This is a genomic window from Paraburkholderia sp. BL10I2N1 (assembly GCF_004361815.1).
Taxonomy (GTDB): Bacteria; Pseudomonadota; Gammaproteobacteria; order Burkholderiales; family Burkholderiaceae; genus Paraburkholderia.
This window is the reverse complement of the sequence record NZ_SNWA01000001.1, coordinates 2,456,329-2,482,729: the sequence shown is the minus strand read 5'-3', so window position 1 is coordinate 2,482,729 and position 26,401 is coordinate 2,456,329. Positions and strand designations below refer to the sequence as shown.

The 26,401-nt window shown below is 63.2% G+C and carries 24 protein-coding genes and 2 tRNA genes; 14 read left to right on the top strand and 12 right to left on the bottom strand.

The window, feature by feature from the left end; translation table 11 throughout:
• From B0G77_RS11650 to B0G77_RS11640, 3 genes are read right to left on the bottom strand one after another with little or no spacing between them, the layout of a single operon-like run.
• Window positions 1-393 carry a Rieske 2Fe-2S domain-containing protein gene (locus B0G77_RS11650; RefSeq protein ID WP_133662266.1) on the bottom strand — a complete coding sequence of 131 codons (393 nt, stop codon included), beginning with the start codon at window positions 391-393 and terminating at the stop codon, window positions 1-3.
• Window positions 394-401: 8 nt separating this feature from the next.
• Window positions 402-1,061, bottom strand: coding sequence for an HAD-IA family hydrolase (locus B0G77_RS11645; RefSeq protein ID WP_133662265.1), 660 nt, complete (start codon window positions 1,059-1,061; stop codon window positions 402-404).
• Complete coding sequence (locus tag B0G77_RS11640) at window positions 1,042-2,082, bottom strand: RluA family pseudouridine synthase (RefSeq protein WP_133664111.1); 1,041 nt, start codon at window positions 2,080-2,082, stop codon at window positions 1,042-1,044. Before B0G77_RS11640 ends, B0G77_RS11645 begins: the two co-directional genes overlap by 20 nt.
• A 737-nt stretch (window positions 2,083-2,819) precedes the next feature.
• Between B0G77_RS11640 and B0G77_RS11635 the strand changes: the two genes are divergently transcribed.
• The 6 genes from B0G77_RS11635 to B0G77_RS11610 all read left to right on the top strand — a co-directional run bounded on the left by B0G77_RS11635 (window position 2,820) and on the right by B0G77_RS11610 (window position 10,183).
• Entirely contained in the window at window positions 2,820-6,014 is a 3,195-nt protein-coding gene (locus B0G77_RS11635; RefSeq protein WP_133662264.1) for an Rne/Rng family ribonuclease, read from the top strand.
• Between the two features lie 244 nt (window positions 6,015-6,258).
• A complete protein-coding gene (moaA, locus tag B0G77_RS11630; protein WP_133662263.1) occupies window positions 6,259-7,368 on the top strand; it encodes a GTP 3',8-cyclase MoaA in 1,110 nt (369 codons plus the stop codon).
• A gap of 13 nt (window positions 7,369-7,381) precedes the next feature.
• Window positions 7,382-7,996, top strand: a complete 615-nt coding sequence (gene mobA, locus B0G77_RS11625) for a molybdenum cofactor guanylyltransferase MobA (protein WP_133662262.1) — start codon at window positions 7,382-7,384, stop codon at window positions 7,994-7,996.
• 81 nt (window positions 7,997-8,077) lie between these two features.
• Entirely contained in the window at window positions 8,078-9,373 is a 1,296-nt protein-coding gene (gene glp, locus B0G77_RS11620; protein ID WP_133662261.1) for a gephyrin-like molybdotransferase Glp, read from the top strand.
• A 43-nt stretch (window positions 9,374-9,416) separates the two neighbouring features.
• On the top strand, window positions 9,417-9,692 hold the full coding sequence (locus tag B0G77_RS11615) for a hypothetical protein (RefSeq protein WP_133662260.1): 276 nt from the start codon (window positions 9,417-9,419) through the stop codon (window positions 9,690-9,692).
• Window positions 9,692-10,183: a GNAT family N-acetyltransferase gene (locus tag B0G77_RS11610; RefSeq protein WP_133662259.1), complete on the top strand. Its 492-nt coding sequence runs from the start codon at window positions 9,692-9,694 to the stop codon at window positions 10,181-10,183. The genes B0G77_RS11615 and B0G77_RS11610 overlap by 1 nt, the downstream gene beginning before the upstream one ends.
• Window positions 10,184-10,310: 127 nt before the next feature.
• Here B0G77_RS11610 and rmuC read toward each other — a convergent pair whose 3' ends face one another.
• From rmuC to pncB, 5 genes are all read right to left on the bottom strand, one after another.
• A complete protein-coding gene (rmuC, locus tag B0G77_RS11605; RefSeq protein WP_133662258.1) occupies window positions 10,311-11,795 on the bottom strand; it encodes a DNA recombination protein RmuC in 1,485 nt (494 codons plus the stop codon).
• Window positions 11,792-12,781 carry a D-glycerate dehydrogenase gene (locus tag B0G77_RS11600; protein WP_133662257.1) on the bottom strand — a complete coding sequence of 330 codons (990 nt, stop codon included), beginning with the start codon at window positions 12,779-12,781 and terminating at the stop codon, window positions 11,792-11,794. The genes rmuC and B0G77_RS11600 overlap by 4 nt, the downstream gene beginning before the upstream one ends.
• A 64-nt stretch (window positions 12,782-12,845) precedes the next feature.
• Complete coding sequence (locus B0G77_RS11595) at window positions 12,846-14,273, bottom strand: sodium:proton antiporter (RefSeq protein ID WP_133662256.1); 1,428 nt, start codon at window positions 14,271-14,273, stop codon at window positions 12,846-12,848.
• Between the two features lie 70 nt (window positions 14,274-14,343).
• Window positions 14,344-15,006: a lactate utilization protein C gene (locus B0G77_RS11590; protein ID WP_133662255.1), complete on the bottom strand. Its 663-nt coding sequence runs from the start codon at window positions 15,004-15,006 to the stop codon at window positions 14,344-14,346.
• Between the two features lie 112 nt (window positions 15,007-15,118).
• On the bottom strand, window positions 15,119-16,315 hold the full coding sequence (gene pncB, locus B0G77_RS11585) for a nicotinate phosphoribosyltransferase (RefSeq protein ID WP_133662254.1): 1,197 nt from the start codon (window positions 16,313-16,315) through the stop codon (window positions 15,119-15,121).
• Between the two features lie 314 nt (window positions 16,316-16,629).
• Here pncB and fdxA point away from each other — a divergent pair, with 314 nt between their 5' ends.
• The 3 genes from fdxA (at window position 16,630) to B0G77_RS11570 (ending at window position 17,287) form a co-directional block, all read left to right on the top strand.
• Entirely contained in the window at window positions 16,630-16,953 is a 324-nt protein-coding gene (fdxA, locus tag B0G77_RS11580) for a ferredoxin FdxA (RefSeq protein WP_133662253.1), read from the top strand.
• A gap of 109 nt (window positions 16,954-17,062) precedes the next feature.
• Window positions 17,063-17,138: transfer RNA gene (locus B0G77_RS11575), tRNA-Asn, on the top strand.
• A 73-nt stretch (window positions 17,139-17,211) separates the two neighbouring features.
• Window positions 17,212-17,287: transfer RNA gene (locus B0G77_RS11570), tRNA-Asn, on the top strand.
• Window positions 17,288-17,419: 132 nt separating this feature from the next.
• On the opposite strand, the gene B0G77_RS11565 is transcribed toward B0G77_RS11570, so the two are convergent.
• From B0G77_RS11565 to B0G77_RS11555, 3 genes are read right to left on the bottom strand one after another with little or no spacing between them, the layout of a single operon-like run.
• Entirely contained in the window at window positions 17,420-18,031 is a 612-nt protein-coding gene (locus tag B0G77_RS11565) for an LUD domain-containing protein (RefSeq protein WP_133662252.1), read from the bottom strand.
• Window positions 18,018-19,409: a lactate utilization protein B gene (locus tag B0G77_RS11560; protein WP_133662251.1), complete on the bottom strand. Its 1,392-nt coding sequence runs from the start codon at window positions 19,407-19,409 to the stop codon at window positions 18,018-18,020. The genes B0G77_RS11565 and B0G77_RS11560 overlap by 14 nt, the downstream gene beginning before the upstream one ends.
• On the bottom strand, window positions 19,406-20,149 hold the full coding sequence (locus B0G77_RS11555; protein WP_133662250.1) for a (Fe-S)-binding protein: 744 nt from the start codon (window positions 20,147-20,149) through the stop codon (window positions 19,406-19,408). Before B0G77_RS11555 ends, B0G77_RS11560 begins: the two co-directional genes overlap by 4 nt.
• Window positions 20,150-20,360: 211 nt before the next feature.
• Between B0G77_RS11555 and B0G77_RS11550 the strand changes: the two genes are divergently transcribed.
• The 5 genes from B0G77_RS11550 to B0G77_RS11530 all read left to right on the top strand — a co-directional run bounded on the left by B0G77_RS11550 (window position 20,361) and on the right by B0G77_RS11530 (window position 24,037).
• Complete coding sequence (locus B0G77_RS11550) at window positions 20,361-20,828, top strand: CreA family protein (protein WP_133664110.1); 468 nt, start codon at window positions 20,361-20,363, stop codon at window positions 20,826-20,828.
• Window positions 20,829-20,889: 61 nt separating this feature from the next.
• Window positions 20,890-21,723 carry an AraC family transcriptional regulator gene (locus B0G77_RS11545; protein WP_133662249.1) on the top strand — a complete coding sequence of 278 codons (834 nt, stop codon included), beginning with the start codon at window positions 20,890-20,892 and terminating at the stop codon, window positions 21,721-21,723.
• 227 nt (window positions 21,724-21,950) lie between these two features.
• On the top strand, window positions 21,951-22,622 hold the full coding sequence (locus B0G77_RS11540) for an AzlC family ABC transporter permease (RefSeq protein ID WP_133664109.1): 672 nt from the start codon (window positions 21,951-21,953) through the stop codon (window positions 22,620-22,622).
• Window positions 22,619-22,942: an AzlD domain-containing protein gene (locus B0G77_RS11535; RefSeq protein ID WP_133662248.1), complete on the top strand. Its 324-nt coding sequence runs from the start codon at window positions 22,619-22,621 to the stop codon at window positions 22,940-22,942. The genes B0G77_RS11540 and B0G77_RS11535 overlap by 4 nt, the downstream gene beginning before the upstream one ends.
• Window positions 22,943-23,278: 336 nt before the next feature.
• Window positions 23,279-24,037 (top strand): DUF4088 family protein, encoded by a 759-nt coding sequence (locus tag B0G77_RS11530; RefSeq protein WP_133662247.1) that lies wholly within the window; start codon window positions 23,279-23,281, stop codon window positions 24,035-24,037.
• Between the two features lie 79 nt (window positions 24,038-24,116).
• Here the strand turns inward: B0G77_RS11530 and B0G77_RS11525 are convergent, their stop codons facing one another.
• Window positions 24,117-26,261: an ATP-dependent helicase gene (locus B0G77_RS11525; protein WP_133662246.1), complete on the bottom strand. Its 2,145-nt coding sequence runs from the start codon at window positions 26,259-26,261 to the stop codon at window positions 24,117-24,119.
• Window positions 26,262-26,401 lie beyond the last annotated feature (140 nt).

The following is a 26,401-nucleotide window of genomic DNA, read 5'->3' as shown; positions in this document are numbered from 1 at the left end:
TCAAGAGGTGACCGGGCGCAGATCGTTGTCCGGCAGCCAGAACACCGCGCGGCCTTCGGCCGTGTCCCGCTCGTCAACTTCAACGGGACGCAGCCTGCCGCCACGGCATGGACCGCCGACACACTTGCCGGTATCCGGCGCATAAATCGCGCCGTGCGTAGCGCACATCAAGTATAAACCCGAGGATTCGAAGAACTGGCCTTCGGACCAGTCGAGTTCCATCGGCACGTGCGCGCAGCGGTTCAGATAGCCGTATGCCCGACCGTCGTAGCGCACGAAGAACACCACCGCTTCGCCGCCACCATAAGTCGCCGCGCACCGCACGCCCGCGCCGCCGTCGACCAGTTCATCCGACGCGCAAACACGGACCGGTTCCATCACGGCGGTGCTCATGGCCGTGCTCACCCGTGTTCGCGCAGCCACGCCGACAGCGAACCGATGCTGTCCGCGACGAACTTCGGCGTGAGCGCGGTCAGGGAAGCGACCGGATGTGCCCCATAACCCACACCGATGCCAGCTACGCCCGCGTTGATCGCCATTTGCAGATCGTGCGTCGTATCGCCGATCATCACGGTTCGCGCGGGATCCTGCCCCAGTTCGCGCGTCAGCTCGTGCAACATCGCCGGATGCGGCTTGGAGAAGGTTTCGTCAGCGCAGCGGGTACCGTCGAAAAGGCTGGTCAGCCTGCTCTGGTCAAGCGCCCGGTTCAGTCCGACGCGGCTCTTGCCGGTCGCCACGCCCAGCAGGTAACCGGTATCGCGCAGTTCCTGCAACATCTCGCGGGCGCCGTCGAACAGTTCCGTGTGTTGATCCTTGACCAGATAGTGGAACCGGTAACGCTCGGCAAGATGCGGATAATTGGCCGGATCGAGCGTCGGTGCGGCGATCTGCAGCGCGTCGCGCAGGCCGAGTCCGATAACGTAGCTGGCGGCCTCGTCGGCAGGCACCGGGAGACCGAGGTCGCGGCACGCTGCCTGGATGCTGCGCGTGATATGCGCAGTCGAATCCATCAGGGTACCGTCCCAGTCGAAGACGATCAGGTCAAACTGCTGTCGAGCCATGCGTGTCCGTCTCGCTTTGAGGTTGCTGGTTACGTTGTTCAGAGAGTTGATTGACGAAGCGCCGGCAGTCGGCCGGAAGGGGCGCCTCGAATTGCAGCGTCTCGCCTGTGGCGGGATGCGTGAGCCTGAGCCGGTAAGCATGCAGGAACATCCGCTTCAGGCCAGGGTGGGCATTCGAGCGCGCCAGCGCCTTGTTCAGGCCGAAATCGCCGTATTTGGCATCGCCGACGATCGGCAGACCCAGATGCGCCAGGTGAACCCGAATCTGATGTGTGCGCCCGGTCTTGAGTTCGGCCTCGAGGAGCGCATAGTCGGGCCAGCGGTCCACCAGATTGAACACCGTATGCGACGGCAGTCCGTCCGGTTGCACGCGCACGCGCCGCTCGCCATCCGGGGTCAGATACTTGTGAAGCGGCTCCTTCACCGCCCGGCGACGCCCCCAGTCGCTCGCCCATTCGCCATGGACGCACGCATAGTACCGCTTGTCCATGCGGTTCTCGCGAATCTGTTCGTGCAGGCCAACGAGCGCCGCCCTCTTTTTCGCGAGCATCAGCACGCCGGAAGTCTCCCGGTCGAGCCGGTGGACCAGTTCCAGAAACTTCGCCTGTGGACGCGCCTCACGCATCTGCTCGATCACGCCAAACGCGACGCCGCTGCCACCGTGCACCGCGACCCCAGCCGGCTTGTCGATCACCAGCAGGTGGTCGTCTTCGAACAGGATATTGAAGTGGGCCGCGGGGACCAGCGTATGGGCAGTGGCCTCAGGACCCTGTGCGATCCGGATGGGCGGTACGCGGACCAGATCCCCGAGTCCGAGCCGGTATTGCGCATCGACCCGGCCCTTATTTACGCGCACTTCGCCGCTACGCAGGATCCGGTAAATATGACTCTTCGGCACGCCTTTGCAGACGCGCAGCAGGAAGTTATCGATGCGCTGCCCGGCCGCGCCGTCGTCGATCTCGATCATCGAGACCTGGTCACTTGCGACCGATTTCTGGGATGTTTTGCCTAACTCTTTCATTATGAATATAATTTGCCCAGCAGTCTGCGGCGGCCGGCGCATACGACCGGCGCATTAAACCGAATTGCGGGCGGATTGCGCAGGTGCAAGCGATAAAGAGCTATTTTACTTGTGCCGGGGGCTGGTTGCTCGCCCTAAAAATCAGATGCAACGAGTTGCACGCACGGAACTCACACCCGGCAGGGACGGCGCCCACAGGCGCGTTCGGTCACGGTCGGCTCCGACGGTAACGGAACTTTGGTAAAAAAGAATTTATCCGGTGAGCGTTGTTAGCGGGCGGTCTGATGGCCCCGCACGGGGCTCCCGGTTGCGAAAATACGGCGTGCGCCCGAGTGCGCTTTGCAGAAAGTGCAAAGCATGGCGACGTCGAAATAAGGTGAGACACCCGAGTGGGAAGTCGAGCGTTCTGTGCAAGCTTCCCGCTGCGGCATCGCCGCAGCCTTCGCCCTGTCGCTTTTGCGCCCGGTTGGCGCAGTGGCAAGGAGCATATGAAGGCGATGCAGGTCGTGCTGCCAGGACCCGCGGCGTGTCGTGCCGTTATTTGAAGCCGTATTCGCATGTGCCCAGCGGTTCCGTGTCCGGTTACCGGACCGGGGTGCGCTTTCTGGCAATTCTCCGACCATCGTTCCCGCTCCAGCGTGCTTGTGAAAACACAATAAGGCGCGGCATGCCGCTACCCTCGCCGTCCGGGCTGACAACCAGGACGAGGGCAGGCAGAGCCGCTCTGGAGCCGTTCAATGAAACGCATGCTGTTCAATGCGACGCAGCAGGAAGAACTGCGCGTCGCCATCGTCGATGGGCAAAAACTCATCGATATCGACATCGAAACCGCCGGGCGCGAACAGCGCAAAGGCAATATCTACAAGGGCGTCATCACCCGCATCGAGCCCTCCCTCGAAGCCTGTTTCGTCAACTACGGCGAAGACCGCCACGGTTTTCTCCCGTTCAAGGAAGTCGCCCGCCAGTACTTCCGTGACGGCGTCGACATGCGCTCCGCGCGTATCCAGGACGCGCTGCGCGAAGGCCAGGAACTGATCGTTCAGGTCGAAAAGGAAGAGCGCGGCAACAAGGGCGCCGCCCTCACCACGTTTATCTCGCTCGCCGGCCGCTATCTGGTGCTGATGCCGAACAATCCGCGTGGCGGCGGTGTGTCACGCCGGATCGAAGGCGACGACCGCCAGGAACTACGCGAAACCATGGCGCAACTGCAACTGCCGGAAGGCATGAGCATCATCGCGCGCACGGCTGGCATCGGCCGCAGCGCCGAAGAACTGCAGTGGGACCTGAACTACCTGATGCAACTGTGGCGCGCGATCGAAGCCGCGTCGCAAAGCGGCTCGCCTGGCCAGCCGATGCTGATCTACCTCGAATCGAGCCTCGTCATCCGCGCGATTCGCGACTACTTCCAGCCGGATATCGGCGAAATCCTGATCGACACCACCGAAATCCATGACCAGGCACGCGCCTTCATGGATATCGTAATGCCGGACAATGTCAGCAAGGTGAAGCGGTATCACGACGATGTGCCGCTTTTCTCGCGCTTCCAGATCGAACACCAGATCGAAACGGCGTATTCGCGCACGGTGCCGCTGCCGTCGGGCGGCGCGATCGTGATCGACCACACCGAAGCACTCGTCGCGATCGACGTGAACTCGGCACGCGCCACCAAGGGCGCCGACATCGAGGAAACCGCCGCGCGCACGAACCTCGAAGCCGCTGACGAAGTTGCCCGCCAGTTGCGTCTGCGCGATCTGGGCGGCCTGATCGTGATCGACTTCATCGACATGGAATCGGCCAAGAGCCAGCGCGAAGTCGAGCAACGCCTGAAAGACGCACTGAAGCACGATCGTGCGCGCGTCCAGATGGGCAAGATCTCGCGCTTCGGCCTGATGGAACTGTCGCGCCAGCGTCTGCGTCCGGCCCTGTCGGAAGGCAGCCACGTGACGTGTCCGCGCTGCAACGGCACGGGCCACATCCGCGACACCGAATCGTCCGCGCTGCAGGTTCTGCGGATCATTCAGGAAGAAGCGATGAAGGAAAACACCGCGGCGATCCATTGCCAGGTGCCGGTCGAGGTAACCGCCTTCCTGCTGAACGAGAAGCGCGCGGAAATCAACAAGATCGAATCGCGGTTCAAGGTCAACGTCGTGTTGATCCCGAACAAGCACCTCGACACGCCGCATTACAAGCTCGAGCGCCTGCGTCACGACGATGCACGCCTCGACGATCCGCGCGCGTCGTGGAAGATGGCCGAGGAAGCAGCCCGCGAACTGGAGTCGGAAACCGGCTACAGCAAGCGCACCGAGGAAGTGAAGCCGAAGCAGGAAGCGGCAGTCAAGGGCATTACGCCTGAAAAGCCGGCGCCGAGCGCACCGGTTCGTCCGACCGCCCCCGCTACCCCAGCCCCTGTCGCGATAACGCCGGGCACCGGTGGTTTCATCGGCTGGCTGAAGAACCTCTTCGGCATGCAACCCGCAACGCCTGCTCCAGCACCGGCACCGGTCGAAAAGACCGCCCGTCCGGTACGTGGCGAGCGCACGGAGCGCGGCGAGCGTACCGGTGAACGCGGGGGCGATCGCAATCGCAACCGCCGCGGAGGTGCGGGCGGTCGCGATGCGGCCGGCCGTGACGAAGCCGCTGTCGGCGGCCGTCAGGGTCAGCCGTCGCAGCGTGAAGCGCGCGAAAGCCGCGAGGGTCGTGAGCCACGCGAGGCACGCGAACCGCGCAATGCCCGTGAAGGTCGCGAACCGCGTGAGGGTCGTGAGCCACGCGAGGCGCGCGAAGGTCGTGACGCTCGCGCCGAGCGCGGTCAGGATCGTGGCGAACGCGTCGAAGCCAGCGAAGGTTCGCCACGCGGCGAACGCCTGGAGCGTGGTGAGCGCCGCGAACGTGGCGAGCGTGGCGAACGCCGCAACAAGCCGCAGCCGGAAGCCGCGGAAGCGCTGAACCAGAACGAGGCGTTGGCAGAAGACGTCACGTTGCCGGTTCAGGCAGGTGGCGCCGAAGATGGCGCGCCGGTCGATCAGGAAGCGGTCGCACGTGAAGGTGAAGAGCGTCGTCGCCGTCGCCGTGGCCGTCGCGGTGGTCGTCGCGAGCGCGAGGAAGATGGCGCGAATGTGAGCCGGGCCGTCGATGGGACCGAAGCAGAAGGCCCTGCCGTCAGCGCAGTAGAAGATGCACTGGCTTATACGCCGCAACAGCGTGTGGAACAGGTCGCAGCGAAGGAAGCAGCGCCGGTGGAAACCGTCGTGGCCGCGGTCGCGACGCGAACGGTCGTCGAGACCGAATTGCATGCTGCTACCGAAACACCCGCCATTGCGGTCGAAAAGGCTGTGACGTCGGAACCGGTCGTACCGGTTGCTGAAGCTTCGGCAGCGCCGCTGGCTCCTGCAGTCGAGACACCGGTTGCATCTCCGGAAGCGCAGGGTCCGGTGGAAATTGCGTCGGTCGCCGAGGCAAGCGAGGTAAGGACCGTCATCAGCGAAACGGTGACGCCGGCTGAGCCGGTTGCTCAAGCTGAGTCGGCAGCTTACATCCAGCCCGAACCGGTTCCGACTCCGGCACCGGTCAGCGAAGCGGTGGCTCCGGCTCCGGCAACAGTCGTCGAAGCACCCGCAGCGGTGCCCGCACCGCAAGCCGAAGTCCACGCCGAACCGCAGCCGGTCGCCGCAGTCGAGGCACCTGCCGCCCCGGCGCCTGCCGCTGCGCCCCAGGCGCCGCGCGCGAACGGCCTGTCGGCTGAGTCGTTGCAACCGGTGCTGGAAAAGGCCGGCCTCGTCTGGGTCAATACCGACGCTGGCAAGCTTCGCGCTGCTCAGGAAGCCGCTGCGCAAACTGCGAAACCAGTCCGCGTGCCGCGTGAGCGCAAACCGCTGCCGCCGGCAGACGCCACGCCAATGCAACAGGTCGAAACGGCAAAGCACTCGGAGTAAGCTGAACCGTAGCAATGCAAAAAACCCGCCCTCACTGGCGGGTTTTTTGTTTGTCGGAAGCCTCGCGCGCTCGCGGTCGGCATCAGAACTTACAACATAGGCGAACCCCTGATCGACAGTCGCCGGGAAATAACGTGCTGACTGCCGGGACCGCGAATCGCCATACCCCCACGCTGTCCTGGCCTCAGCCGGAAAGAGCAGCCGTTTCCGCTAGAATGAAGGTCTAGACCATATAAAAGTGATCATGTCCCGACGCATCATCCCTGTCGCCGATGTCAGCGCGGTTCCGGATATTTCCGGACCCGCGCACGAGCCGCGCGGCCAGTTGACCGACACGCTCGCGCGGCCGCTACGCGACCTGCGCATTTCGGTGACCGATCGCTGCAATTTTCGCTGCGTCTATTGCATGCCGCGGGCCGTGTTCGACAAGGACTACCCGTTCCTGCCGCACAGCGCCTTGCTGACCTTCGAAGAAATCGAACGCCTCGCGCGCGTGTTCGTCGCGCATGGGGTCGAGAAAATCCGTCTGACGGGCGGCGAACCCCTGCTGCGCAAGAACCTCGAATTCCTGATTGAACAGCTTGCCGTGTTGAAGACGCCCGAAGGCCGACCACTCGACCTTACGCTCACCACCAATGGCTCGCTGCTCGCCCGGAAGGCGCGCAGCCTGAAGGACGCAGGTCTGACACGTGTGACGGTCAGTCTCGATGCGCTCGACGACACGCTATTTCGCCGCATGAACGATGCCGACTTCGCCGTCGACGACGTGCTGGAAGGCATCGCCGCAGCGCAAGCCGTCGGCCTCGCGCCGATCAAGGTCAACATGGTCGTGAAGCGCGGCACCAACGACGCCGAGATGGTGCCCATGGCGCGCCACTTCAAAGGCAGCGGGGCGGTGCTGCGGTTTATCGAATACATGGACGTCGGCACGTCGAACGGCTGGAACATGACCGAAGTGCTGCCCTCCGCGGACGTCGTCGCGCAAATCAATGCCCGCTTCCCGCTCGTGCCGCTCGAAGCGCACAGCGCAGCCGAAACCGCGCAGCGCTGGGGTTACACCGATGGCAGCGGCGAGATAGGCGTGATCTCCAGCGTCACCCGTGCCTTTTGCGGAAGTTGCACACGCGCGAGACTGTCGACCGAAGGCAAGTTGTATCTGTGCCTGTTTGCTTCGTCAGGACATGACCTGCGTGCACTCGTACGCAATGGCGCGAGCGACGCAGACATCGGAACCGCCGTTGCCCGTATCTGGCAGGCTCGGACCGACCGCTATTCGCAGTTGCGCGGCAGCGCAAGCGCGACGCCTGACTCGTCGGAAGGCCGACGCGTCGAAATGTCGTACATCGGCGGCTGAGGCCGCCGTCGCCATGCCCATTGAAACCGGCCACATTACCGGACTCGTTCTCGCAGGTGGGCGCGGCACGCGCATGGGCGGCCTCGACAAAGGCCTGCAAATGCTTCGCGGCGAGCCCCTCGCGCTGCACGTGTTGAAGCGCCTCGCACCGCAGACGGGTCCCCTTCTCATCAGCGCCAACCGCCACGCGGATCACTACGCCGAGCTTGGCGCGCCGTTTGGCGCAATAGTGATCGCCGACACGCTCCCTGACTTCCCCGGACCGCTGGCAGGCCTGCTTGCCGGACTGCGCGCCGCAAAGACCGGATTCGTACTAAGCGCGCCGTGCGATACACCGAATCTGCCGCCGGACCTCGCCATGCGCCTCGCTGAGGCGCTCCAAACAGATCACGCCGACATCGCCACCGTCACCACGCGCGATCCCCATGGCGAAATCTCGATGCATCCAGTATTCGCTCTTGTTCGCACGTCGCTGGCGGACGACCTGTCGGCCTTTATGGAAGCCGGCGAGCGCAAGGTTCGCGCGTGGTACGCGCGCCACACGACGGCCGAAGTCGCCTTCGTCGATGGGAGCGCGTTTTACAATGCGAACACTTTGCAAGAACTCGCCGACCTGGAACGTGCGTGAGGCAGTCTGAAACCTGCCTCCCGTCGCACGCATCACCGACGAAACGCCGGATTCAGATCCGGTCGCGACGCTGCCCCATTCATGACCACGCTTAAAGACTCTTCCAGTTGTGTCGTCCAGTACGACCCAGAGGCGCTGCCTGTATCCGCGGCCCAGGCGATCGTGCGCCAGTGGGCGAGCCCGGTTGCGGCGGTCGAACGCGTGCCGCTTCACGATGCGCTCGATCGCGTACTGGCGGACGACGTCGTGTCACCGACTAACGTTCCCGCCCACGACAACTCAGCGATGGACGGTTATGCGTTCGATGGCACATCGCTTGTCGCCCAGCAAAGGAGCGTCGAACTGTGCGTGGCGGGCAAGGCGCTGGCAGGGCATCCGTTCGGGCGCGCCGTCTCTGCCGGCGAATGCGTGCGGGTTATGACGGGCGCACTGATGCCCAATGGATGCGACACGGTCGTACCGCAGGAACTCGTGACGCGCGACGGCGACACGATCCGGTTCCCGGGGGACACATTGAAGCGCGGCGCGAACCGTCGCCGCGCCGGTGAAGACCTCACCCAGGGCCAGCCGGCACTGCTTGCGGGACGCATCCTGCGCCCATCGGATCTCGGCTTGCTGGCATCGCTTGGCATTGGCGAAGTCGCGGTACGACGCCGGTTGCGGGTCGCGTTCTTCTCGACCGGCGACGAACTACGATCGCTCGGCGAGCCGCTTGATCCAGGCTGCGTGTACGACAGCAATCGCCACACCCTTTTCGCGATGCTGCGCCGGATGAATCTCGACGCGCTCGATCTCGGTGTGGTTCGGGACGAACCTGCAGCGCTCGAAGCCGCGCTGCGCAGCGCAGCCGCCAGCGCCGACGTCATACTGACTTCCGGCGGGGTATCGGTCGGCGAGGCGGACTTCACGAAGCAGTTGCTCCGGACATTCGGCGACGTCGCGTTCTGGAGCCTGGCGATGCGCCCTGGACGCCCGCTTGCATTCGGCCGCGTGTGGTCTGGAGAGCGCCCCGGCGTCGGCCAGCCCGCGCTCTTTTTCGGCCTGCCGGGTAATCCGGTCGCGGTGATGGTCACGTTCTACCAGATCGTGCGCGCGGTGCTGCTCGTGATGTCGGGCGCGTCAGTGCAAGCTCCGCCCGTGATCACGGCGACCAGCGCGCAGGCCATCCGCAAACGTGCCGGACGCGCCGAATTTCAGCGCGGCACCGCCTCACGTAACGAGCGCGGCCAGTGGCAGGTCACGCCGACCGGCTCGCAGGGCTCGGGCGTACTCAGCTCGATGAGCGAGGCGAACTGTTTTATCGTGCTCGCGCACGAACAAGCCGACATCGATGCGGGCGACACCGTCGATATCATGTTGTTCGACGGCCTCATCTGACCGACTTTTTTCCACGAAACCATCACGTAGCGGGTTTGATTCAATGAAAAAACAGATCTCGTTCATTGCCCCGGGACAGACCGCCAAAGCGCTCATTCTGGTCTACCTGACCTTCAGCGTGCCGATCGTCCTGCTCGGCGTACTGGTCGCGTTCATCCGGTATCGCTCGGTCGAACTGAGCACCGTGTTCAGCGCGCTCCTGCTGAATGCGATTCTCGGCTTCATCCTGCTGTGGATCGCGTGTCACGCGTACAACTGGGTAGCGTCGCGCTTCGGCGGCATCGAGATCCATCTCACCGACGCCCCGGAAGAAGCGTAATGGCCGCCAATATTCGCTCTGCTACACCCGCCGATGTCGGCGCGATCTTCGCGCTGATGCACGAACTGGCCGAGTTCGAAAAACTCACGCACCTCTTTGTCGCGACCGAAGACGCCGTGCACGACGCGTTATTTGGCGCGCGGAGTTCATCGGAGGCGCTCGTAGCTGAAGCGGATGGACGCATTGTTGGGTACGCGCTCTTTTTCCACAATTATTCGACCTTCCTCGGCCGGCGTGGACTTTATCTCGAAGACCTGTACGTGCAGCCGACGCAGCGCGGCAGCGGCCTCGGCACGTGCATGCTGCGGCGCCTGGCGGCGCTGGCGGTCGAGCGCCAGTGCGGACGCTTCGAATGGTCCGTGCTCGACTGGAACCAGCCCGCCATCGATTTCTACGAGAAGTTGGGCGCGACCGTGCTGCCGGACTGGCGCATCGTTCGCGTGACGGATGAGGCGCTGGAACGACTGGCGGCGCCGGATAACGCCAGCTGAACGAAGGCCTCCGGTTTCGCGAAACCGCTCAATGAGGCGGTCGCGCGAAACCGCAATTACCGACCTGGCGCGAAAGTCCAGAACGTCGGGCACTGCCCACGTCAGACGGCGCGCGAGAAAACACGACTCAGGGTTCGTCTGCGTCCGCACCCGATAATGTGTCACCGAGCAAACCGATCGCCTGTTCACCGGGCAACGCTTCCACGTCGCGCAACTTGCGGTTCATCGCGCGCGTGCGCACCTCCGCCTGCTCGATCGACCGTGTGACGGTTTCGAGCTGCGACTTCGTCTTTGCGAGCACATCGCCGAACTTGCCGAACTCCGTCTTTACCGCACCGAGCACCTGCCACACCTCGCTAGAACGCTTTTCGATGGCCAGCGTCCGGAAGCCCATCTGCAGACTGTTCAGCAACGCAGTGAGCGTAGTCGGGCCGGCAATCGTCACCCGGTAATCGCGCTGCAGCAGATCCGTGAGTCCAGGCCGGCGCAGGATCTCGGCGTAGAGACCTTCGGTCGGCAGAAACAGCAGCGCGAAATCGGTCGTGTGCGGCGGCGATACGTATTTCTCGGCGATCGTGCGCGCTTCGGCTCGAATGCGAGCTTCCAGTGCGCGCGACGCTTCTTCTACCGCTACCGGATCGACCCGCTCCTGCGCCTCGATCAGACGCTCGTAGTCCTCGCGCGGAAATTTGGCATCGATCGGCAGCCACACCGGGACCGCCACGCCGTCACCGGAGTCCTGACGACCCGGCAGCTTGATCGCGAATTCGACGCGGTCGTTGCTCTTCGGGATCGTCGCGACGTTCTTCGCGTACTGGTCGGCTGTGAGCAACTGTTCGAGCAGCGCTTCGAGCTGCACTTCGCCCCATGTGCCGCGTGTCTTGACGTTGGTTAGCACCTTCTTCAGATCGCCGACGCCAGCCGCGAGCGTCTGCATTTCGCCAAGCCCGCGATGGACCTGCTCAAGCCGGTCCGACACCTGCTTGAACGATTCACCGAGCCGTTGTTCGAGCGTTGCGTGCAGCTTTTCGTCGACGGTGCGGCGCATCTCCTCGAGCTTCGTCGCGTTGTTCGCCTCGATGTCCTTGAGTCGTTGCTCGATTGTCGCGCGCACCTCGGCGAAACGGCGGTCGTTGGCTTCGGTCAGTTGCACGAGTTGAAGCGTCAACGTGTCGCCGAAACGCTTGAGCGTGGCGCCCTGCTCCTCGCGGGCCTGTTGCGACTGTTGCTGCAGACTCTGCCGCACTGCTTCGAGCTGCTGCGCGTTCGACTCCGTCAGCTTGACGAGCTGCTGCGCGAAGCCGTCTATCTGGCTGTTCTGCACAGTCGCGATGCTGGTGAGTTGCGCAGCGAGCGCCTGCTGGAACTGCGAAAAACCACCGCCCAGTTCCAGGCGCGATACGCGCGCCGTCTCAGTGATCTCGTTGCGCAACTCCCGTTCGAGTCTTTCATATGCACGAGCCTGGGCGTCCGACGCGTCAGTCACACGCTTACCAAGCTCGGCAAACCGCACTTCCTGATTCGCGTCGTTGCGGCCGCGCATGAGCACGAGCAACGCAACGACAAGCGCGATCGCCAGTATGAGAACGGCCGCCAGCAAAATTTCGGTCATGAACGCGCTTTCCCCAGCACCTCAGGATTGATCGGATTCGACGGCTGCCCGGCCTGCGGGCCTTCCCCAAGCCCGGCAATCAGATTGTCCGCCGCAAGGTCGGCCATCGCGCGACGCGTTGCTTCGGTCGCGCTCGCGATATGCGGCGTGAGGACGACGTTCGGCACCGTCAGCAGACCAGGATTCAGGTTCGGCTCGCCCTCGAAAACGTCAAGACCAGCAGCGGCAATGCGTCTCGCGCGTAACGCTTCCACCAGCGCCGCATCGTCGACGATGCCGCCGCGTGCGATGTTGGTCAGCGTGGCGGTCGGCTTCATCAACGCCAGATCGGCGGCGCCGATCGTGTGATGGCTTTCCTTCGTGTATGGCAGTACGAGCACGACATGATCCGCCCGGCGCAGCAGTTCTTCCTTCGACACGTACCGGGCCTTCAGCTCAGCTTCGATCTCCGGCGCAACGCGCGACCGGTTGTGATAGATCACCTGCATGTTGAAACCGCGCGCACGCCGCGCCAGCGCCTGGCCGATCCGTCCCATGCCGATCACGCCGAGCGTCGAACCATACACATCGCCGCCCAGAAAACCGTCGTAGCTCCACTTCTGCCAATGCCCGGCTCGCAACCAGTGTTCCGATTCGGCGATCCGGCGCGCCGTCGCCATCATCAGCGCCCAGCCGAAATCGGCCGTCGATTCGTTGAGGACATCCGGCGTATTCGTGCCGAGCACGTTGGCTGCGTTGAAAGCAGCCATGTCGAAATTGTTGTAGCCGACTGCCATATTGGCCACCACCCGCAGACGCGGCGCCGCCGCCAGCGCCGCCGCGCCGACCGGATCGCCGGCCGTGAGCGCGCCGTCCTTGTCCGCGAGACGGCGCGCAAGCTCGTCCGTGCCGAGAACGTCTCCATTGTTCCAGTCGACATCGAAATACTGCTTGAGCCGATCGATCACGTCCGGAAAGATCGGACGCGCCACGAGGATCTTCTGCATTGCGATTCTCCGAATTTCGGGCCGGGCTTGCGTTGCAGGCCGGCGTCATCACATCACTACAGCGTCAAAAGAACAGCCACGTGCTTACGAGAAACACGGGCATCAAAACTACCAGCGCCCAGCCGATGAAGCCGAAAAAGCTCGGCATGCGCACACCGCGAGATTCTGCGATCGACTTCACCATGAAATTCGGCGCGTTGCCGATGTAACTGTTCGCGCCCATGAACACCGCCCCTGCCGATACTGCCGCGAGCGTCGACGCGCCTTGCGTCATCAGCGTCTGTGCGTCGCCGCCGGCGAGATTGAAGAACACGAGGTAGGTCGGCGCGTTGTCGAGAAACGACGATAGCAGCCCGGTCGCCCAGAAGTACATCACGTCATCCGGCTTGCCAGTAGCGTCGGTGACCAGATGGACGATGCCAGCAAAGGCGCCCGCCTCGCCCGCGCGCAGGATGATGATGACGGGCGCAATCGTCACGAAGATACCGCCGAACAGTTTCGCGACTTCTTCCATGGGCGCCCAGTTAAACGCGTTGCCCTCGCGCGCGGAGCGTGGCGTCGCAGCCAGCGACACCAGCGTGATGACGACCAGCGCGGCATCACGCACCTCGTTCTGTAGCGCGACGTGGGTACCGAACACGTTGAATTCGATGCCCGGTTTCCAGATACCACTCATCAGCACGAGTGCAACCACGGCCGCGAGCAGCACGAGATTGATCTTCCCATCCAGCTCCAGCGCATGCGTGTCAGGCGTTGGATCGAGAAACGGCTGACGGACCTCCTCGCGACGATGAAAATAGTACGCATCGAGGGTGTAAAACAGTACAAGCAGCACAACGCAGACGAACAGCATTGGCAGAGCAAGGTGTGTCGTGGTCCAGAAAAAACTTACGCCATTCAGGAAGCCGAGAAACAACGGCGGATCCCCTAGCGGCGACAGCGACCCGCCCGCGTTCGCGACCAGAAAGATGAAGAAAACCACCACGTGCACGACGTGCTTGCGGTTATCGTTCGCGCGCAGCAGCGGCCGGATGAGTAGCATCGCGGCGCCCGTTGTGCCCATGACGCTGGCGAGCACCGTACCGAGCGCGAGAATGCCAGTGTTGAGACGCGGCGTGCCGTGCAGGTTGCCCCGCAGGCAGATGCCGCCCGCCACGGTATAGAGCGCGGTCAGCAGCACGATAAATGGTATGTACTCGTCGAGCAGCGCATGCACGAATGTGCCGAATGCGACATCGACGCCGAACGCGAAAGCGAAGGGCAACAGAAACGCAAGCCCCCACGCGCCGGCGATCTTGCCGAAGTGGTGATGCCAGAAGGTCGGCGCGACGAGCGGAAACACCGCGATCGACAGCAGGATACCGACGAACGGCACGCCCCAGAGCGCGGAGAGTGTCGCGCCGTCGGGCGTGGCGGCGGCAGCCAGTTGCGGGCAAGCCACCAGCATGGCAATGGCGGCCATGCCCGCGTACCACGCGGCGTGTCGTTTCATATTCAAGTCCTGTTATGGGAGGAACGGGCAGGTGCAAACAGCTTGGCAACGTACCGCGCGCGGCGCGCGCTCAGGCGCCACGCACGACGATAGCGTGAACCCGATAGGGCCCGTGTGCGCCCAGCACGATGGTCTGTTCTATATCGCCAGTGCGCGACGGCCCCGATACGAAATTGACGGCACGCGGCAGTTCGCCCCGCTCGGCGCGTATCAAACCGAACGCATCTTCGTGACCCGCGACGATGCGCGACGCCGGCACGATGGCCACATGCGTTTCCGGCAGCAAACCGGCCGATGCGTACGTTTCCGCCCCGGACAGCAGCACCAGCGTGCCAGTTTCCGCGGTCGCGCAGAAGCAGCCCGTGATGCCGACACGATCGAGATCTTCCGGCTTGCGGAATTCGACTGTCATCCCCGCTTCGGCCCACGCAAAATCTCGCAGTGTCTGCCACGCGATCGCGTGCACCGGCAGGCCGTGCGCCGTCAGATAGCGATACACGGCCCCTGGGACATCGACTGGCGCGTCCACTTCGTCGACAGTCGTCGACAACTTGCGGGCTTCTTCGATAAAGCGTGCGACGAGATCGTCCGGCATCGGCGGACGCGGCCCTTCGGGGTGACGCGCGAGGTAGTCGGCAGCGGCATCGCGCTCGGATACTGCTGGCTCAGCCGGGCGGCCCTGGGCTGCGCGTATGCGCGCCAGGATGTTGCGGCGGGCAACCGATGTGTCCATGTGCAATCCTCGTGTCGATGACCAAAAACCGTTACAGTATCGACAGGATTATACCGGCCGCATTACATGCGAACATCTGGCCAAACGGCCAGCAACAGTCGTCCGGCGCGCCCTACTTCGAAGCTTCCTCTTCTGGCGTCTCGATGCCGAACACCTGCCGCAGATAGGCCAGATAGGCCTTGTCGTCGCACATGTTCTTGCCCGGGGAGTCAGACAGTTTCGCGACCGGCTGACCATTGCAGCGAACCATCTTGATCACGATCTGCAGCGGGTTGTAGCCGAGATCGTTGGTCAGGTTCGTGCCGACGCCAAACGCCAGCTTGCAGCGGCCGCGGAAGCGTTCATACAGTTGCAGGACCTTCGGGATATCGAGCGCATCGGAGAATACGAGGATCTTCGTGCGCGGATCGCAGCGGTTCGCCTCGTAATGCCGCAGGAGCCGCTCGCCCCAGTCGAACGGGTCGCCGGAATCGTGACGCGCGCCGTCGAAGAGCTTGCAGAAATACATATCGAAGTCGCGCAGGAATGCCTGCATCCCATACACGTCCGACAACGCGATGCCGAGATCGCCGCGATATTCCTTCGCCCACATTTCGAAGCCGAAGGTCTGCGAGTCGCGAAGCCTCGGCCCGAGCGCCTGGCACGCCTGAAGGTACTCGTGCGCCATCGTGCCTAGCGGGGTCAGGCTGTGCTTCATTGCGTAGAAGACGTTGCTCGTGCCGGCAAACTGCTCACCGAGGCCATCTTTCAGCGTGAGGATCACCTCTTCGTGCCATTGCTTGGAGAAGCGGCGCCGGGTGCCGTAGTCGGCGATCTTGCAGTCGGAGAATTCCGGGCGCGCGCCAAGCAGCTTGATCTTGTCGCGCAGACGCTCGCGGCCTTCGCTGTAGTCCGGCGTTTGCTGAGTATTGCGGAAGTACACCTCGTTGACGATCGCGAGCATTGGGATCTCGAAGAGGATCGTGTGTAGCCACGGCCCCTTGATCTCGATGTCAATTTCGCCGTTGCTCTTTTCCGACGGCTTGATCGAAATGTACTTCTCGTTCAGATGGAAGAGTGCCAGAAACTCGATGAAATCGCCCTTGATGAAGCGCATGCGGCGCAGGTAATCGAGCTCATCTTCACTGAAGCGCAAATGGCAGAGTTGCCGCACTTCGTCACGGATTTCGTCGATATACGGGACGAGGTCCACGTTCGGCGTCCTGCAGCGGAAACGGTATTCCACATTCGCGGCGGGGAAATGATGCAGAACCACTTGCATCATCGTGAACTTGTACAGATCAGTATCGAGCAGCGAATTAATAATCATGTTGTGCAAGCCGAACCGCAAATAATCGGAGAAAGCCAGTCATGTGGCCCGTTCGCCTCTGGCACGCCCCCGGCATGCCCACCTTATGCATGTTACCCGAATGCGCGTTGCTGTACGGTACGGCACGGCATGGCCACACCGCTAACGATGGAATCCAGGGCACGGCGGCACCGCCGGCATCCGCCAGCCCCATAAACTAATCACGAAACGATATAAACTCGACGGTCCGCTGGCGCATGCGCTACTTGACGTTACGTTACAATATCCCTTTTGGCGTTTCGCCACCCCCAATACCGCATGCAGGAGCTGCCTGAATGACTCACGTTGTGACCGAAAGCTGCATCAAGTGCCGCTATACCGATTGCGTCGATGTGTGCCCGGTGGACTGCTTTCGCGAAGGTCCCAACTTCCTCGCGATCGACCCCGATGAATGCATCGACTGCGCAGTGTGCGTCGCCGAATGTCCGGTGAACGCCATTTACGCTGAAGAAGACGTGCCGGGCGACCAGCAGGACTTCATCGCGCTAAACGCCGATCTCGCCAAGGGCTGGCCGAGCATCACAAAGACGAAAGCGCCGCTCCCGGAAGCCGACGAATTCAAGGACGTGAAGGACAAGCTGGAATTGCTCGCGCGTTGAGCGGCGCGGGTCTGCCTCCCGGCCAGTGTGATATCGGCGCCGCCAGGATGGCCAAAGGGTATTGACAGACCCTAAAGCACCTCATACAATTTCGCTTCTCTGCTGTTGTTCCCCGATAGCTCAGTTGGTAGAGCGCCGGACTGTTAATCCGTAGGTCCCTGGTTCGAGCCCAGGTCGGGGAGCCAAAATTCGAAGGCCCGTTAGCCATAACGGGCTTTTTTATGTAAGAGACGCGCAATAATACTGTTGCACTGCTGTTCCCCGATAGCTCAGTCGGTAGAGCGCCGGACTGTTAATCCGTAGGTCCCTGGTTCGAGCCCAGGTCGGGGAGCCAAGATTTGAAGGCCCGCATTTTTGCGGGCCTTTTGTTTTTGCACCTCGTTTTTGTACCTGGTTTTTGCACCTCGCTTTTTTGCACCTCGCTTTTTTGCGCCTCGTTGTTGCGCCGCTCACCTGTTCCTGGCGACTAGCAGCCTTGCCAGCGATCCGGCCCACCGCCCGGTAGCCACACCACCGTCAGCGAGCGCACGCCCTGCGCGCCGCGAATCAGCACCCCTTCGATATCCGCCGTCGCCGACGGCCCGGTCACGAGCACCGCATAACGGGCTTCGCGAAAATCCGCCTGGCGATAGACGTCCTGCAAACCATCGACGATCCGCGCCGGATCGAGCAGCACGACAAGATGCCGCACGAGATAACCGAGCGCATTGACGACATACTCCTTCTCGCTGAACCATACCGAGCCGGTTTCGGCCACACCAAAGCGCCCACGCACGACACCCACATCGACATCCTGCAAAGACGCGGGCGGCGTCTCTGCCTGCAACGCACGCGTACCCTGCACTTCCGGCGTCGCGCTGCAAATAACCGCATCCGCGCCGAAACGTGCGTCGAGCAGTGCGCGCACGTCCGCGGCCGATGCCGCCTCGACACAGGTTCCACCCATCGCCTGGAGGGCTGCGGCAAAACGCGCGCGCGGCTCGCCCACGGGTGTGGCGAACAGCGGCACGTCGGGAAGCGTGCGCGCCGCGGGCTGCGCCGCTCGCACCTTCGCCAGAAAAGCATCACGCGTTGCCATGACGACCTCCGCGATTCTTCCTGTACCACTCGTGAAAAGTCATCTTCGGCGCATCCGGCAGTTCGCGCTGCCGCCCCCAGATATTAAGCGGGTTGTACAGCACGAAATTCGGCAGCCGGCGCAGCGCGCCGCCCAGCGACGCGACCGTCGCGCGATAAAGCGTCGGGCTCGCGAGCAGCCTCCCTGCCATTTTCAGCACCTCTTTCTTGATGAAGGGCACCTCGTGACGCACAGCGATCACTTCGCGCCACTTGTAGATCTGTTCGTGGATATTGATCTTCACCGGACACACGTTGGTGCAACTGCCATTGAGCGTCGACGCGAACGGCAACGCGCTGTAGCGCTTGAGATCGAAGGTCGGATTGATGATGGCGCCAATCGGCCCCGAATACGTTCCGCCGTACGACAACCCGCCGCTGCGGCGATACACCGGGCAGGTGTTCATGCACGCGCCGCAACGGATGCATTTGAGCGAATACCAGAAGTCTTCCATCGCGAGCCGCTCGCTACGGCCATGGTCGACGAGAATGAAGTGCATCGAGGTGCCCGGACGCGGCGCGCGAAAGTGCGAGGTGTACTGCGTGATGGGTGAGCCCAGCGCGCTGCGCGACAGCATCCGTATGAAGAGGCCAAGGTCGGAAATCCGCGGAATCAGCTTTTCGATCCCGATCGACGCAATGTGCAGCGGCGGCACATTCGCCGAAAGATCCGCGTTGCCCTCGTTTGTGCAGACGACCACCGTTCCGGTCTCCGCGACCGCGAAATTGCAGCCGGTCATCCCCGCCGTATGCTCGCGCACAAAGTACGGGCGCGTGTTCATCCGCTGGCTTTCGGCGAGATAGTGAATATCGCTGTTCTTCGGATCGGTGCCGATCGTGCGCCCGAACAGTTCAGCCACGTCGTCGCGCAGCTTGTGAACCGCCGGCACCACTATGTGGCTCGGATCCTGATGATCGAGCTGCTGGATGCGCTCGCCGAGATCCGTCTCCATCACCGTGATACCGCGCGGCTCGAGATAGTCGCGCATCGCGCATTCGTCGGTGAGCATCGATTTGCTTTTCACGAGCGTCGTCATGCCGCGTTCAGACATGATCCGGTAGACGATTTCGTTATGCTCTTGCGCCGACGCCGCCCAATGAACGACCACGCCGTTCGCTTCCGCCGCGCTCGCGAACTGTTCGAGATAGTCGGCGAGATGCGACAGCGTGTGCTCCTTGATGCCGGAAGCCAGCTCGCGCATCGTTTCCCACTCGGGAATGCCGTGCGCCTGCTGATCACGCTTCTGGCGAAGGTCCCACAAACGCCGGTCGTGAAACGCGACGTGCTCCGTTTTGGCGATGAAAGCGCCGGCTGCTTTCGCGTGATCGATCCGCTTCATTCGCGCGCTCCGTTCAGCACCTGGGCGATATGGATGAAGCGCGCATCGGCTTTCATCCGTTCGGCGCAGCCTTGCTGATGCATCAGACACGACATGTCGGCCGACACGATGTATTGCGCACCCGCGTTCAGATGATCGCGCACCTTGTCCTGCCCCATGCGCACCGAGACTGGCTCTTCAGTCACCGAAAACGTACCGCCGAAGCCGCAGCACTCATCCGGTCGCGTGGGACTGACCAATTCGATGCCCTTCACACCCTCCAGCAACGTGCGCGGCTTCGAGAACGGCGTCCCGGCAATCTCCGAGACCGAAGCTTCGCCAAGATGCCGCAAGGCGCTGCAACTGTTGTGCAAGCCGACCCGATGCGGAAACTCTGCCCACGGAAACTCGCGCGCGCCCACCACATCGTGAAGGAATTCGACCAGCTCGAAGGCGCTCGCGCGCACTTTGGTCACTGCGGCGGCCTGCTCGATCGCCGTCAGATGGTCGCGCACGTGATTGATGCAGCTCGCCGACGGTCCCACGATGTAGTCGTAGCCCGCGAAGTTTCGCGCGAACACGCCTTCCGCACCGGCGGCCTCGGCATGGGCACCGCTGTTGGCCATCGGCTGGCCGCAGCAGGTCTGCTCCTGTGGATAGTCGACGTCGATACTGAAATGTTCGAGCAGTTCGAGCGTCGCGATGCCGACTTCGGGATAGAAGGCATCGATAAAGCAGGGAATGAAAAGCGCAACCTTCATTGGAATGATGAATGAGCGGGTGAAGCGACATCGCGCTAACTGCTACGCGTGCATCCTTACACCTGGCTTCATTGGTAAAGTTGGTCAGACCATGAAATATAAAAGGGGCGGTTACGACTGTCAAACCGCGCTACGCGACTCGCCGACGGTATAGGATGACGCTTTTTTCTGTGGAACGACGATGAAACGCAATCCGTTCAGCGCGTCGCTGATGGCCGCTCTGGCCATTGTGACCGCTCCGATGTTGTTGCTCGCGCCGCTGGCACACAGCGAGGAGATCGGCAGCGTCAACACCAATTTCCATCTGACCGGCTCGGACCGCGTGGTTGTCGAGGCCTACGACGATCCGGACGTGGCCGGTATCACCTGCTATGTCTCGCGGGCGCGCACGGGCGGCATCAAGGGCACGCTCGGTATTGCAGAAGATCCGACGGAAGCGGCGATCGCCTGCCGGCAGGTCGGCGCAATCCACTTCAACAGACCGGTGAAACAACAGTCAGACGTGTTCTCAGAACGCATGTCGCTCATTTTCAAAACGCTGCACGTCGTGCGCGTTGCCGATTCGAAGCGCAATACGCTTGTGTATCTGACCTACAGCGACCGGGTCGCGACCGGCAGCCCGAAAAACAGCGTCAGCGCTGTGCCGGTGCCGGCCGGCACACCCATTCCGCTGAAATAACATGGACCGCTCATCCGTCCTCTGCCCGCGTTAGACTGCTGGATTCAGCCGGATTTTCATCATGACGTCCACCCGTTTCCGCGATTCCGCCCGCTACTGGCGCACGCCGCTTTTGCCCGGCGCGGACATGCTCACTGCCGAATACCACGATCACGAGTTCACGCCGCACTGGCACGACGCGTACGCGATTCCCGTCATCGAAGCGGGCGCGGAAACCTACCGGTATCGCGGCGCCAACTATGTTGCCGAGGCGGGCAGCGTGCCGATCATCAATCCGGGCGAGTTGCACACTGGCTCGCGTGCAGTCGATGCGGGCTGGCGGTATCGCGTGATGTATGCGCCGGTCGATTTCATTCACGAGCTGGCAAACGACCTTGCCGGCAGGCCACAACCGTTGCCCTGGTTCGATCCCGAGGTCATCCGCGACGCGGATCTCGCGCAACGGCTGCGGCAGGCGCACCGTCTGCTCGAAGCCGGCGACGACCCGCTTGCCGCCGAAACCGCCATGCTCGATGCGCTGTCGACGCTGCTCGTCCGCTACGGCCGCACGCGGCCCGAAACGCCGCGGGTTGCCGCGCACGATCCCCGCGTGGCGACGATGCAGGCGCAACTGACCAGCGACCTCGCGGCGCCCCTCCAGCTTGCCGATCTGGCCAGCACGGTCGGCTTGTCGCCGTTCCATGCGGCACGCCTTTTCACACAGGCGACCGGCCTGCCGCCACACGCATGGCGCAACCAGATCCGTTTGCAGCGCGCACTCGGGCCTTTGCGGGCCGGCGCATCGGTCACGGAGGTCGCAGCAGCTAGCGGCTTCACCGATCAGAGCCATTTCACGCGGCATTTCCGCCGTATGTTCGGCGTGCCGCCAGGGCGCTGGCAAGCGGCATCGGCCTAAGGCTGAGCCGGGGCTGGCCGGGGTTGACCAGCGCTGGATCGTGGGGCTGCGTCAAGGTTGATTCGGGCCGGGCCGGAGTCCCGCCCACACTGGACAAAAGGGAACCGCAAGAACGTACAAGCCCCGATGGCTGTAGATGGCTACGCTCCTTGTTCAAAGGAGAAGAGAGATTGACCCAGCCCAGCCATTTCCATGAATTCGTCGCTGGAGCCCGCGACACCATCCCGATGATGATCGGCGCCGCGCCCTTCGGCGTGATCTTCGGCACGCTCGTCACCTCCGGGCCGCTCCATCTCTGGCACGGCCAGTTGATGTCGCTTGCCGTGTTCGCCGGCTCGGCGCAATTCATCGCCGTCGGACTCCTCGCGGGGAACGCGAGCTTCATTGTGCTGTGGGCAACCACCTTCGTCGTCAACCTGCGTCACGTGCTCTATAGCGCGACGCTTGCACCCTATGTCGCGCATCTGCCGCTGCGCTGGCGTCTCGTGCTCGGCAGCATGCTGACGGATGAGGTATTCGCCGTCGCGTGGGCGCACTATCGCCGCAAACCTCCCGGCTCGATCGGGCCGTACCATTTCCTCGGCTCAGGTGTGTCGATGTACGTGAACTGGCAGATCTGGACGCTCGCCGGACTGCTGTTCGGCGCGGCCTTTCCCGGCTTGCAGTCGCTCGGCCTCGATTTCGCGATGGTCGCAACCTTCATCGCCATTGTCGTGCCCCAGCTCGTCGCGTTTCGCTATATCGCGGCGGCGGCAACGGCGGGCGCGCTCGCGTTCTTCTGGCAGGACTGGCCATACAAGCTCGGACTGCTCGGCGCGGTGCTCGTCGCTGTCGCGGTCGGCGTTGCGCTGTCGCGGCCGCGTGCGCCGCGCCAGCATGCCGTGGAGGCGACGCGATGAACTACGTCCTGATCATTCTCGGCATGGCCGTGATCACCTTGCTGATCCGCACGACTGTCTTCATCGTCGGCGAGCGGCTGGTATTTCCGCCCCTCGTGCGCACGGCGCTTGGGTTCGTCCCGGTTACGGTGCTGACCGCGATCATCGTGCCGATGGCCGTGTCGCCACATGGCAACGGCGCCGAACTGACCTGGCGCAACCCGCAACTGGTCGGCGCGCTGGCCGCCGTCGTCGTCAGTGCGTTGACGCGGCGGCCCCTGCTGACCATCGCGGTCGGCCTCGCCACGTTCTTCCTGTGGCAAGGCGTCGTGCTCAAGTAACGGGCACACGTCGGCGCATTCAGCCGCCTGCCGGAGACACGGCGGCGGCTGGCGCACTCGCCCTGCCCGTCTCGCCCGCTGCGCGCCTTTTTTGTCGACTGGCCCGTCTGAGCCCGCTGCACATTACATCCGCGCACAGAACCTTACACGCGGCTCAAGTTTCTCCCTCCCCCGCCGATAAACAGTCGAAGTCCGCTTGTCGGACCGGCATTTCCGCCGGTCGTGCCGGGAAGCAGGGACCAACGCGCGATGCGTCCGGCGTCGCCTCTCACGGGGCAGGTCGCAGCCGGCAACGCCTGGAGGACGCAGCGCGGTACGACCAATCGGGAAGAAGATATGGGCCAGATCACCCTTGCACTGAAGGACGAAACCGTCGCGTCGCTGCGTAAGGATTTCGATGCTTTCCTGCGCGTCTCGCTGAAGCTCGATCCGCAATTTGCGACGCCGTCGTTCGAGGATTTTCTGCGCGCCAAGCTGCTGGACAACATGGTCCCGCTAACGGAACACGCCGTGCAGCGTATGTTGCAGGGCGGCCAGTATGCATGGGCCAAGCGCACGCTCGACAAGGAATTCCCCGACGTCGTCGCGATCCTGATGCGGCAGGCCACCGAATTCGGCTTCGGTTTCGCGGCCCGCTCCGAATGGACGCCGGAAGAGCTTGCGAAGCAATGCCGCGACTGGGCAACGGCGATCGTCAACGAAGCGCAAGGTGAAGCGTCGCTGATCGACCCGCTTGCAGCGCAGATCAAGTCAGCGGCGCAGGACATCCAGGTGCTGGAGGAGCAGATGCAGACGCCGGCGTGGCGGCTCGCGGAATCACTCCGTCAGCGGGTGTACGAGGCGAAGGTCGGCTGCGAGACGAGCGTCGGCAGCACTGCACGTGAAAAGCTCGGCGAACTGCGCGGTCTGTTGCGGCTCGGCCTCTCGCACGGCTCGTTCCAGAAACAGGAAGCGCAGCAGGTCATGGAGTATCTGCGCCTTCTTAAGCCGGAGCTCTTCGTCGAAGAACCCTACGACGTGTTTACGCGGCTCGCCGCGTGGCTACGCAATTTCTTTACGCCGCTGCCGCGAACGCAGCAACGGCAATCGCGCTAACAGGCAAAAACGCGGTAAAGACGCGGTAAAAGCAAACATGAACGGGCGACCGCGACGGCGGCGCCCGTCCGGCAAGCGGTCAATCCCACATCTTCCTCAGCTTCGCCGCAATCTCGATTTTGGCCTGCGCGGCCGCGGCAAGACCTGCGGCTGTCGGCACGGCGGCCAACGGTACCGGCGGCCATGCGTGCGCGTCGAAAAGTGGCATCAGATGCGCCGGAATGAAGCGCGTACGCGACGCCCACACGTGACGGTCGCCCAGTTGCGTCTGGTTATGGACATAGAATCGCTGCGGCACGACGATATGCAGATCTTCCTTGGCCCGCGTCATCGCGACGTACAACAGGCGGCGCTCCTCATCCAGTTCTTCATCGCTACCGGTGCCGAGATCGGACGGAATGCAGCCGTCGACACCGTTCAACACAAACACATTGCGCCACTCCTGACCCTTCGCCGAATGGATGGTCGACAGGATCAGATAGTCTTCATCGATTAGCGGCACGCCGGATTCATCGCTGGTGGCGTCGGGAGGGTCGAGTGTCAGCTCGGTCAGAAACCGCTCGCGCGACGCATACGTGCCCGCAATGCTCTCCATCTGCAGCACATCGCCGTGGCGGATCGCGGCGTCCTCGTGATTGCGCTCCAGGTGCGGCTCATACCAGCGGCGGATCAGTTCGAATTCGGCTGGCCACGCCGACTGGCGGCCGCACAGGCGGGACATCAGCGCAACGAACGGTTGCCAGTGTTCAGCAGCACGCGTCGGCGGCGCGAACGACGCCAGCGCCGCGGGCGCGTGTTCCGCGCAGGTACTGGCGCCTGCGCTGACTTGCCCGGCAACCTGATCGAGCACGCGCGTCGCCGTTGCCGGGCCGATGCCGGGCAGAAGCTGTACGACGCGAAAACCCGCGACGCGGTCACGCGGATTCTCCGCCCAGCGCAACACGGCGAGCACGTCCTTCACATGGACTGAGTCGAGAAACTTGAGCCCGCCGAACTTGACGAACGGGATATTCCGGCGGGTCAGTTCGATCTCGAGCGCGGCACTGTGATGTGCTGCCCGGAACAGCACCGCCTGCGCTTTCAGCTTCATGCCTTCTTCACGCGCTTCAAGCACCTTTTCTACGACGTAGCGCGCCTGATCGGCCTCATCCGCGACCGTCACGAGGCGCGGGCGCTGCGCTGACGCGCGATCGGTCCACAGATTCTTGGTGAAGCGCTCGGCCGCAAGATCGATGACCGCGTTCGAAGCGGCGAGAATCGGCTGTGTCGAACGGTAATTGCGTTCGAGCGTGATCTGCTTCGCGGGCGGATCGAAATGCGCCGGGAAATCGAGGATGTTGCGCACCGTCGCGCCGCGAAACGAATAGATCGACTGGGCGTCGTCACCGACCACCGTCAGGCCGCGCCCATCGGGCTTCAGCGCGAGCAGGATCGACGCCTGCAGGCGGTTGGTGTCCTGATACTCGTCGACGAGCACGTGATCGAAGCGCCCCGACAGGTCCGCGGCAATCGACGGCTCCGCTGCCATGTGCGACCAGTAGAGCAGCAGATCGTCGTAGTCGAGCACGCTTTGCGTCTGCTTGGCCACGACGTACGCGGCGAACAGCGCGCGCAGGTCTGCTTCCCATTCGCGGCACCACGGAAACGCGCTCTCCAGCACATCCGTGAGCGACCGGCCGGTGTTGACGACGCGCGAATAGATCGAGAAGCAGGTGTTCTTCGCCGGAAACCGCCGCTCTTTCGCCGACAGCCCCAGTTCGTGGCGGACGAGGTTCATCAGGTCGGCGGAGTCTTCGCGGTCGTTGATCGTGAAGGCGGGCGACAGCCCGATCAGATCCGCGTATTCGCGCAACAGACGCGCACCGACACTGTGAAACGTGCCCGACCACGTCAGCCCCTGCGCGATCGCAGCGCGCGCGCCGAGCGCCGCACCCGCGATGCGCGTGACGCGCCGGGTCATTTCCTGCGCGGCGCGGCGAGAAAAAGTCAGAAGCAGGATGCGGCGCGGGTCGGCGCCTTTCACCACGAGATGCGCCACGCGATGTGCAAGCGTATTCGTCTTGCCCGAACCGGCTCCGGCGATGACGAGCAGCGCACCAGCGATACGTGCCGCATCGTCCGCGCCATATTCGACGGCCGCGCGCTGCGCGTCGTTGAGCTTTGCCAGGTAGGCGTGAACGTCGACGGCGGCATCGAAAGACGGGGAATCGGCGACAGGAGGCACGATGGTCGAAAAGGCAAAATGGGCGGCGAGGCATACTGTATATCCATACAACCCACCGCGACAAGCGCCCTTTTTGCGGCCGATGCGCAACGAAGCTGGCACGCGGGCTGCGCGTACGACTCTTCTGGCTTATGATGCGA

What these genes read in the sequence shown, in the direction of transcription:
- B0G77_RS11650 (WP_133662266.1), bottom strand. Translation starts at nt 393, where the DNA reads ATGAGCACCGCCGTGATGGAACCGGTCCGTGTTTGCGCGTCGGATGAA.
- B0G77_RS11645 (WP_133662265.1), bottom strand. Translation starts at nt 1,061, where the DNA reads ATGGCTCGACAGCAGTTTGACCTGATCGTCTTCGACTGGGACGGTACC.
- B0G77_RS11640 (WP_133664111.1), bottom strand. Translation starts at nt 2,082, where the DNA reads ATGAAAGAGTTAGGCAAAACATCCCAGAAATCGGTCGCAAGTGACCAG.
- B0G77_RS11635 (WP_133662264.1), top strand. Translation starts at nt 2,820, where the DNA reads ATGAAACGCATGCTGTTCAATGCGACGCAGCAGGAAGAACTGCGCGTC.
- moaA (WP_133662263.1), top strand. Translation starts at nt 6,259, where the DNA reads ATGTCCCGACGCATCATCCCTGTCGCCGATGTCAGCGCGGTTCCGGAT.
- mobA (WP_133662262.1), top strand. Translation starts at nt 7,382, where the DNA reads ATGCCCATTGAAACCGGCCACATTACCGGACTCGTTCTCGCAGGTGGG.
- glp (WP_133662261.1), top strand. Translation starts at nt 8,078, where the DNA reads ATGACCACGCTTAAAGACTCTTCCAGTTGTGTCGTCCAGTACGACCCA.
- B0G77_RS11615 (WP_133662260.1), top strand. Translation starts at nt 9,417, where the DNA reads ATGAAAAAACAGATCTCGTTCATTGCCCCGGGACAGACCGCCAAAGCG.
- B0G77_RS11610 (WP_133662259.1), top strand. Translation starts at nt 9,692, where the DNA reads ATGGCCGCCAATATTCGCTCTGCTACACCCGCCGATGTCGGCGCGATC.
- rmuC (WP_133662258.1), bottom strand. Translation starts at nt 11,795, where the DNA reads ATGACCGAAATTTTGCTGGCGGCCGTTCTCATACTGGCGATCGCGCTT.
- B0G77_RS11600 (WP_133662257.1), bottom strand. Translation starts at nt 12,781, where the DNA reads ATGCAGAAGATCCTCGTGGCGCGTCCGATCTTTCCGGACGTGATCGAT.
- B0G77_RS11595 (WP_133662256.1), bottom strand. Translation starts at nt 14,273, where the DNA reads ATGAAACGACACGCCGCGTGGTACGCGGGCATGGCCGCCATTGCCATG.
- B0G77_RS11590 (WP_133662255.1), bottom strand. Translation starts at nt 15,006, where the DNA reads ATGGACACATCGGTTGCCCGCCGCAACATCCTGGCGCGCATACGCGCA.
- pncB (WP_133662254.1), bottom strand. Translation starts at nt 16,315, where the DNA reads ATGATTATTAATTCGCTGCTCGATACTGATCTGTACAAGTTCACGATG.
- fdxA (WP_133662253.1), top strand. Translation starts at nt 16,630, where the DNA reads ATGACTCACGTTGTGACCGAAAGCTGCATCAAGTGCCGCTATACCGAT.
- B0G77_RS11565 (WP_133662252.1), bottom strand. Translation starts at nt 18,031, where the DNA reads ATGGCAACGCGTGATGCTTTTCTGGCGAAGGTGCGAGCGGCGCAGCCC.
- B0G77_RS11560 (WP_133662251.1), bottom strand. Translation starts at nt 19,409, where the DNA reads ATGAAGCGGATCGATCACGCGAAAGCAGCCGGCGCTTTCATCGCCAAA.
- B0G77_RS11555 (WP_133662250.1), bottom strand. Translation starts at nt 20,149, where the DNA reads ATGAAGGTTGCGCTTTTCATTCCCTGCTTTATCGATGCCTTCTATCCC.
- B0G77_RS11550 (WP_133664110.1), top strand. Translation starts at nt 20,361, where the DNA reads ATGGCCGCTCTGGCCATTGTGACCGCTCCGATGTTGTTGCTCGCGCCG.
- B0G77_RS11545 (WP_133662249.1), top strand. Translation starts at nt 20,890, where the DNA reads ATGACGTCCACCCGTTTCCGCGATTCCGCCCGCTACTGGCGCACGCCG.
- B0G77_RS11540 (WP_133664109.1), top strand. Translation starts at nt 21,951, where the DNA reads ATGATGATCGGCGCCGCGCCCTTCGGCGTGATCTTCGGCACGCTCGTC.
- B0G77_RS11535 (WP_133662248.1), top strand. Translation starts at nt 22,619, where the DNA reads ATGAACTACGTCCTGATCATTCTCGGCATGGCCGTGATCACCTTGCTG.
- B0G77_RS11530 (WP_133662247.1), top strand. Translation starts at nt 23,279, where the DNA reads ATGGGCCAGATCACCCTTGCACTGAAGGACGAAACCGTCGCGTCGCTG.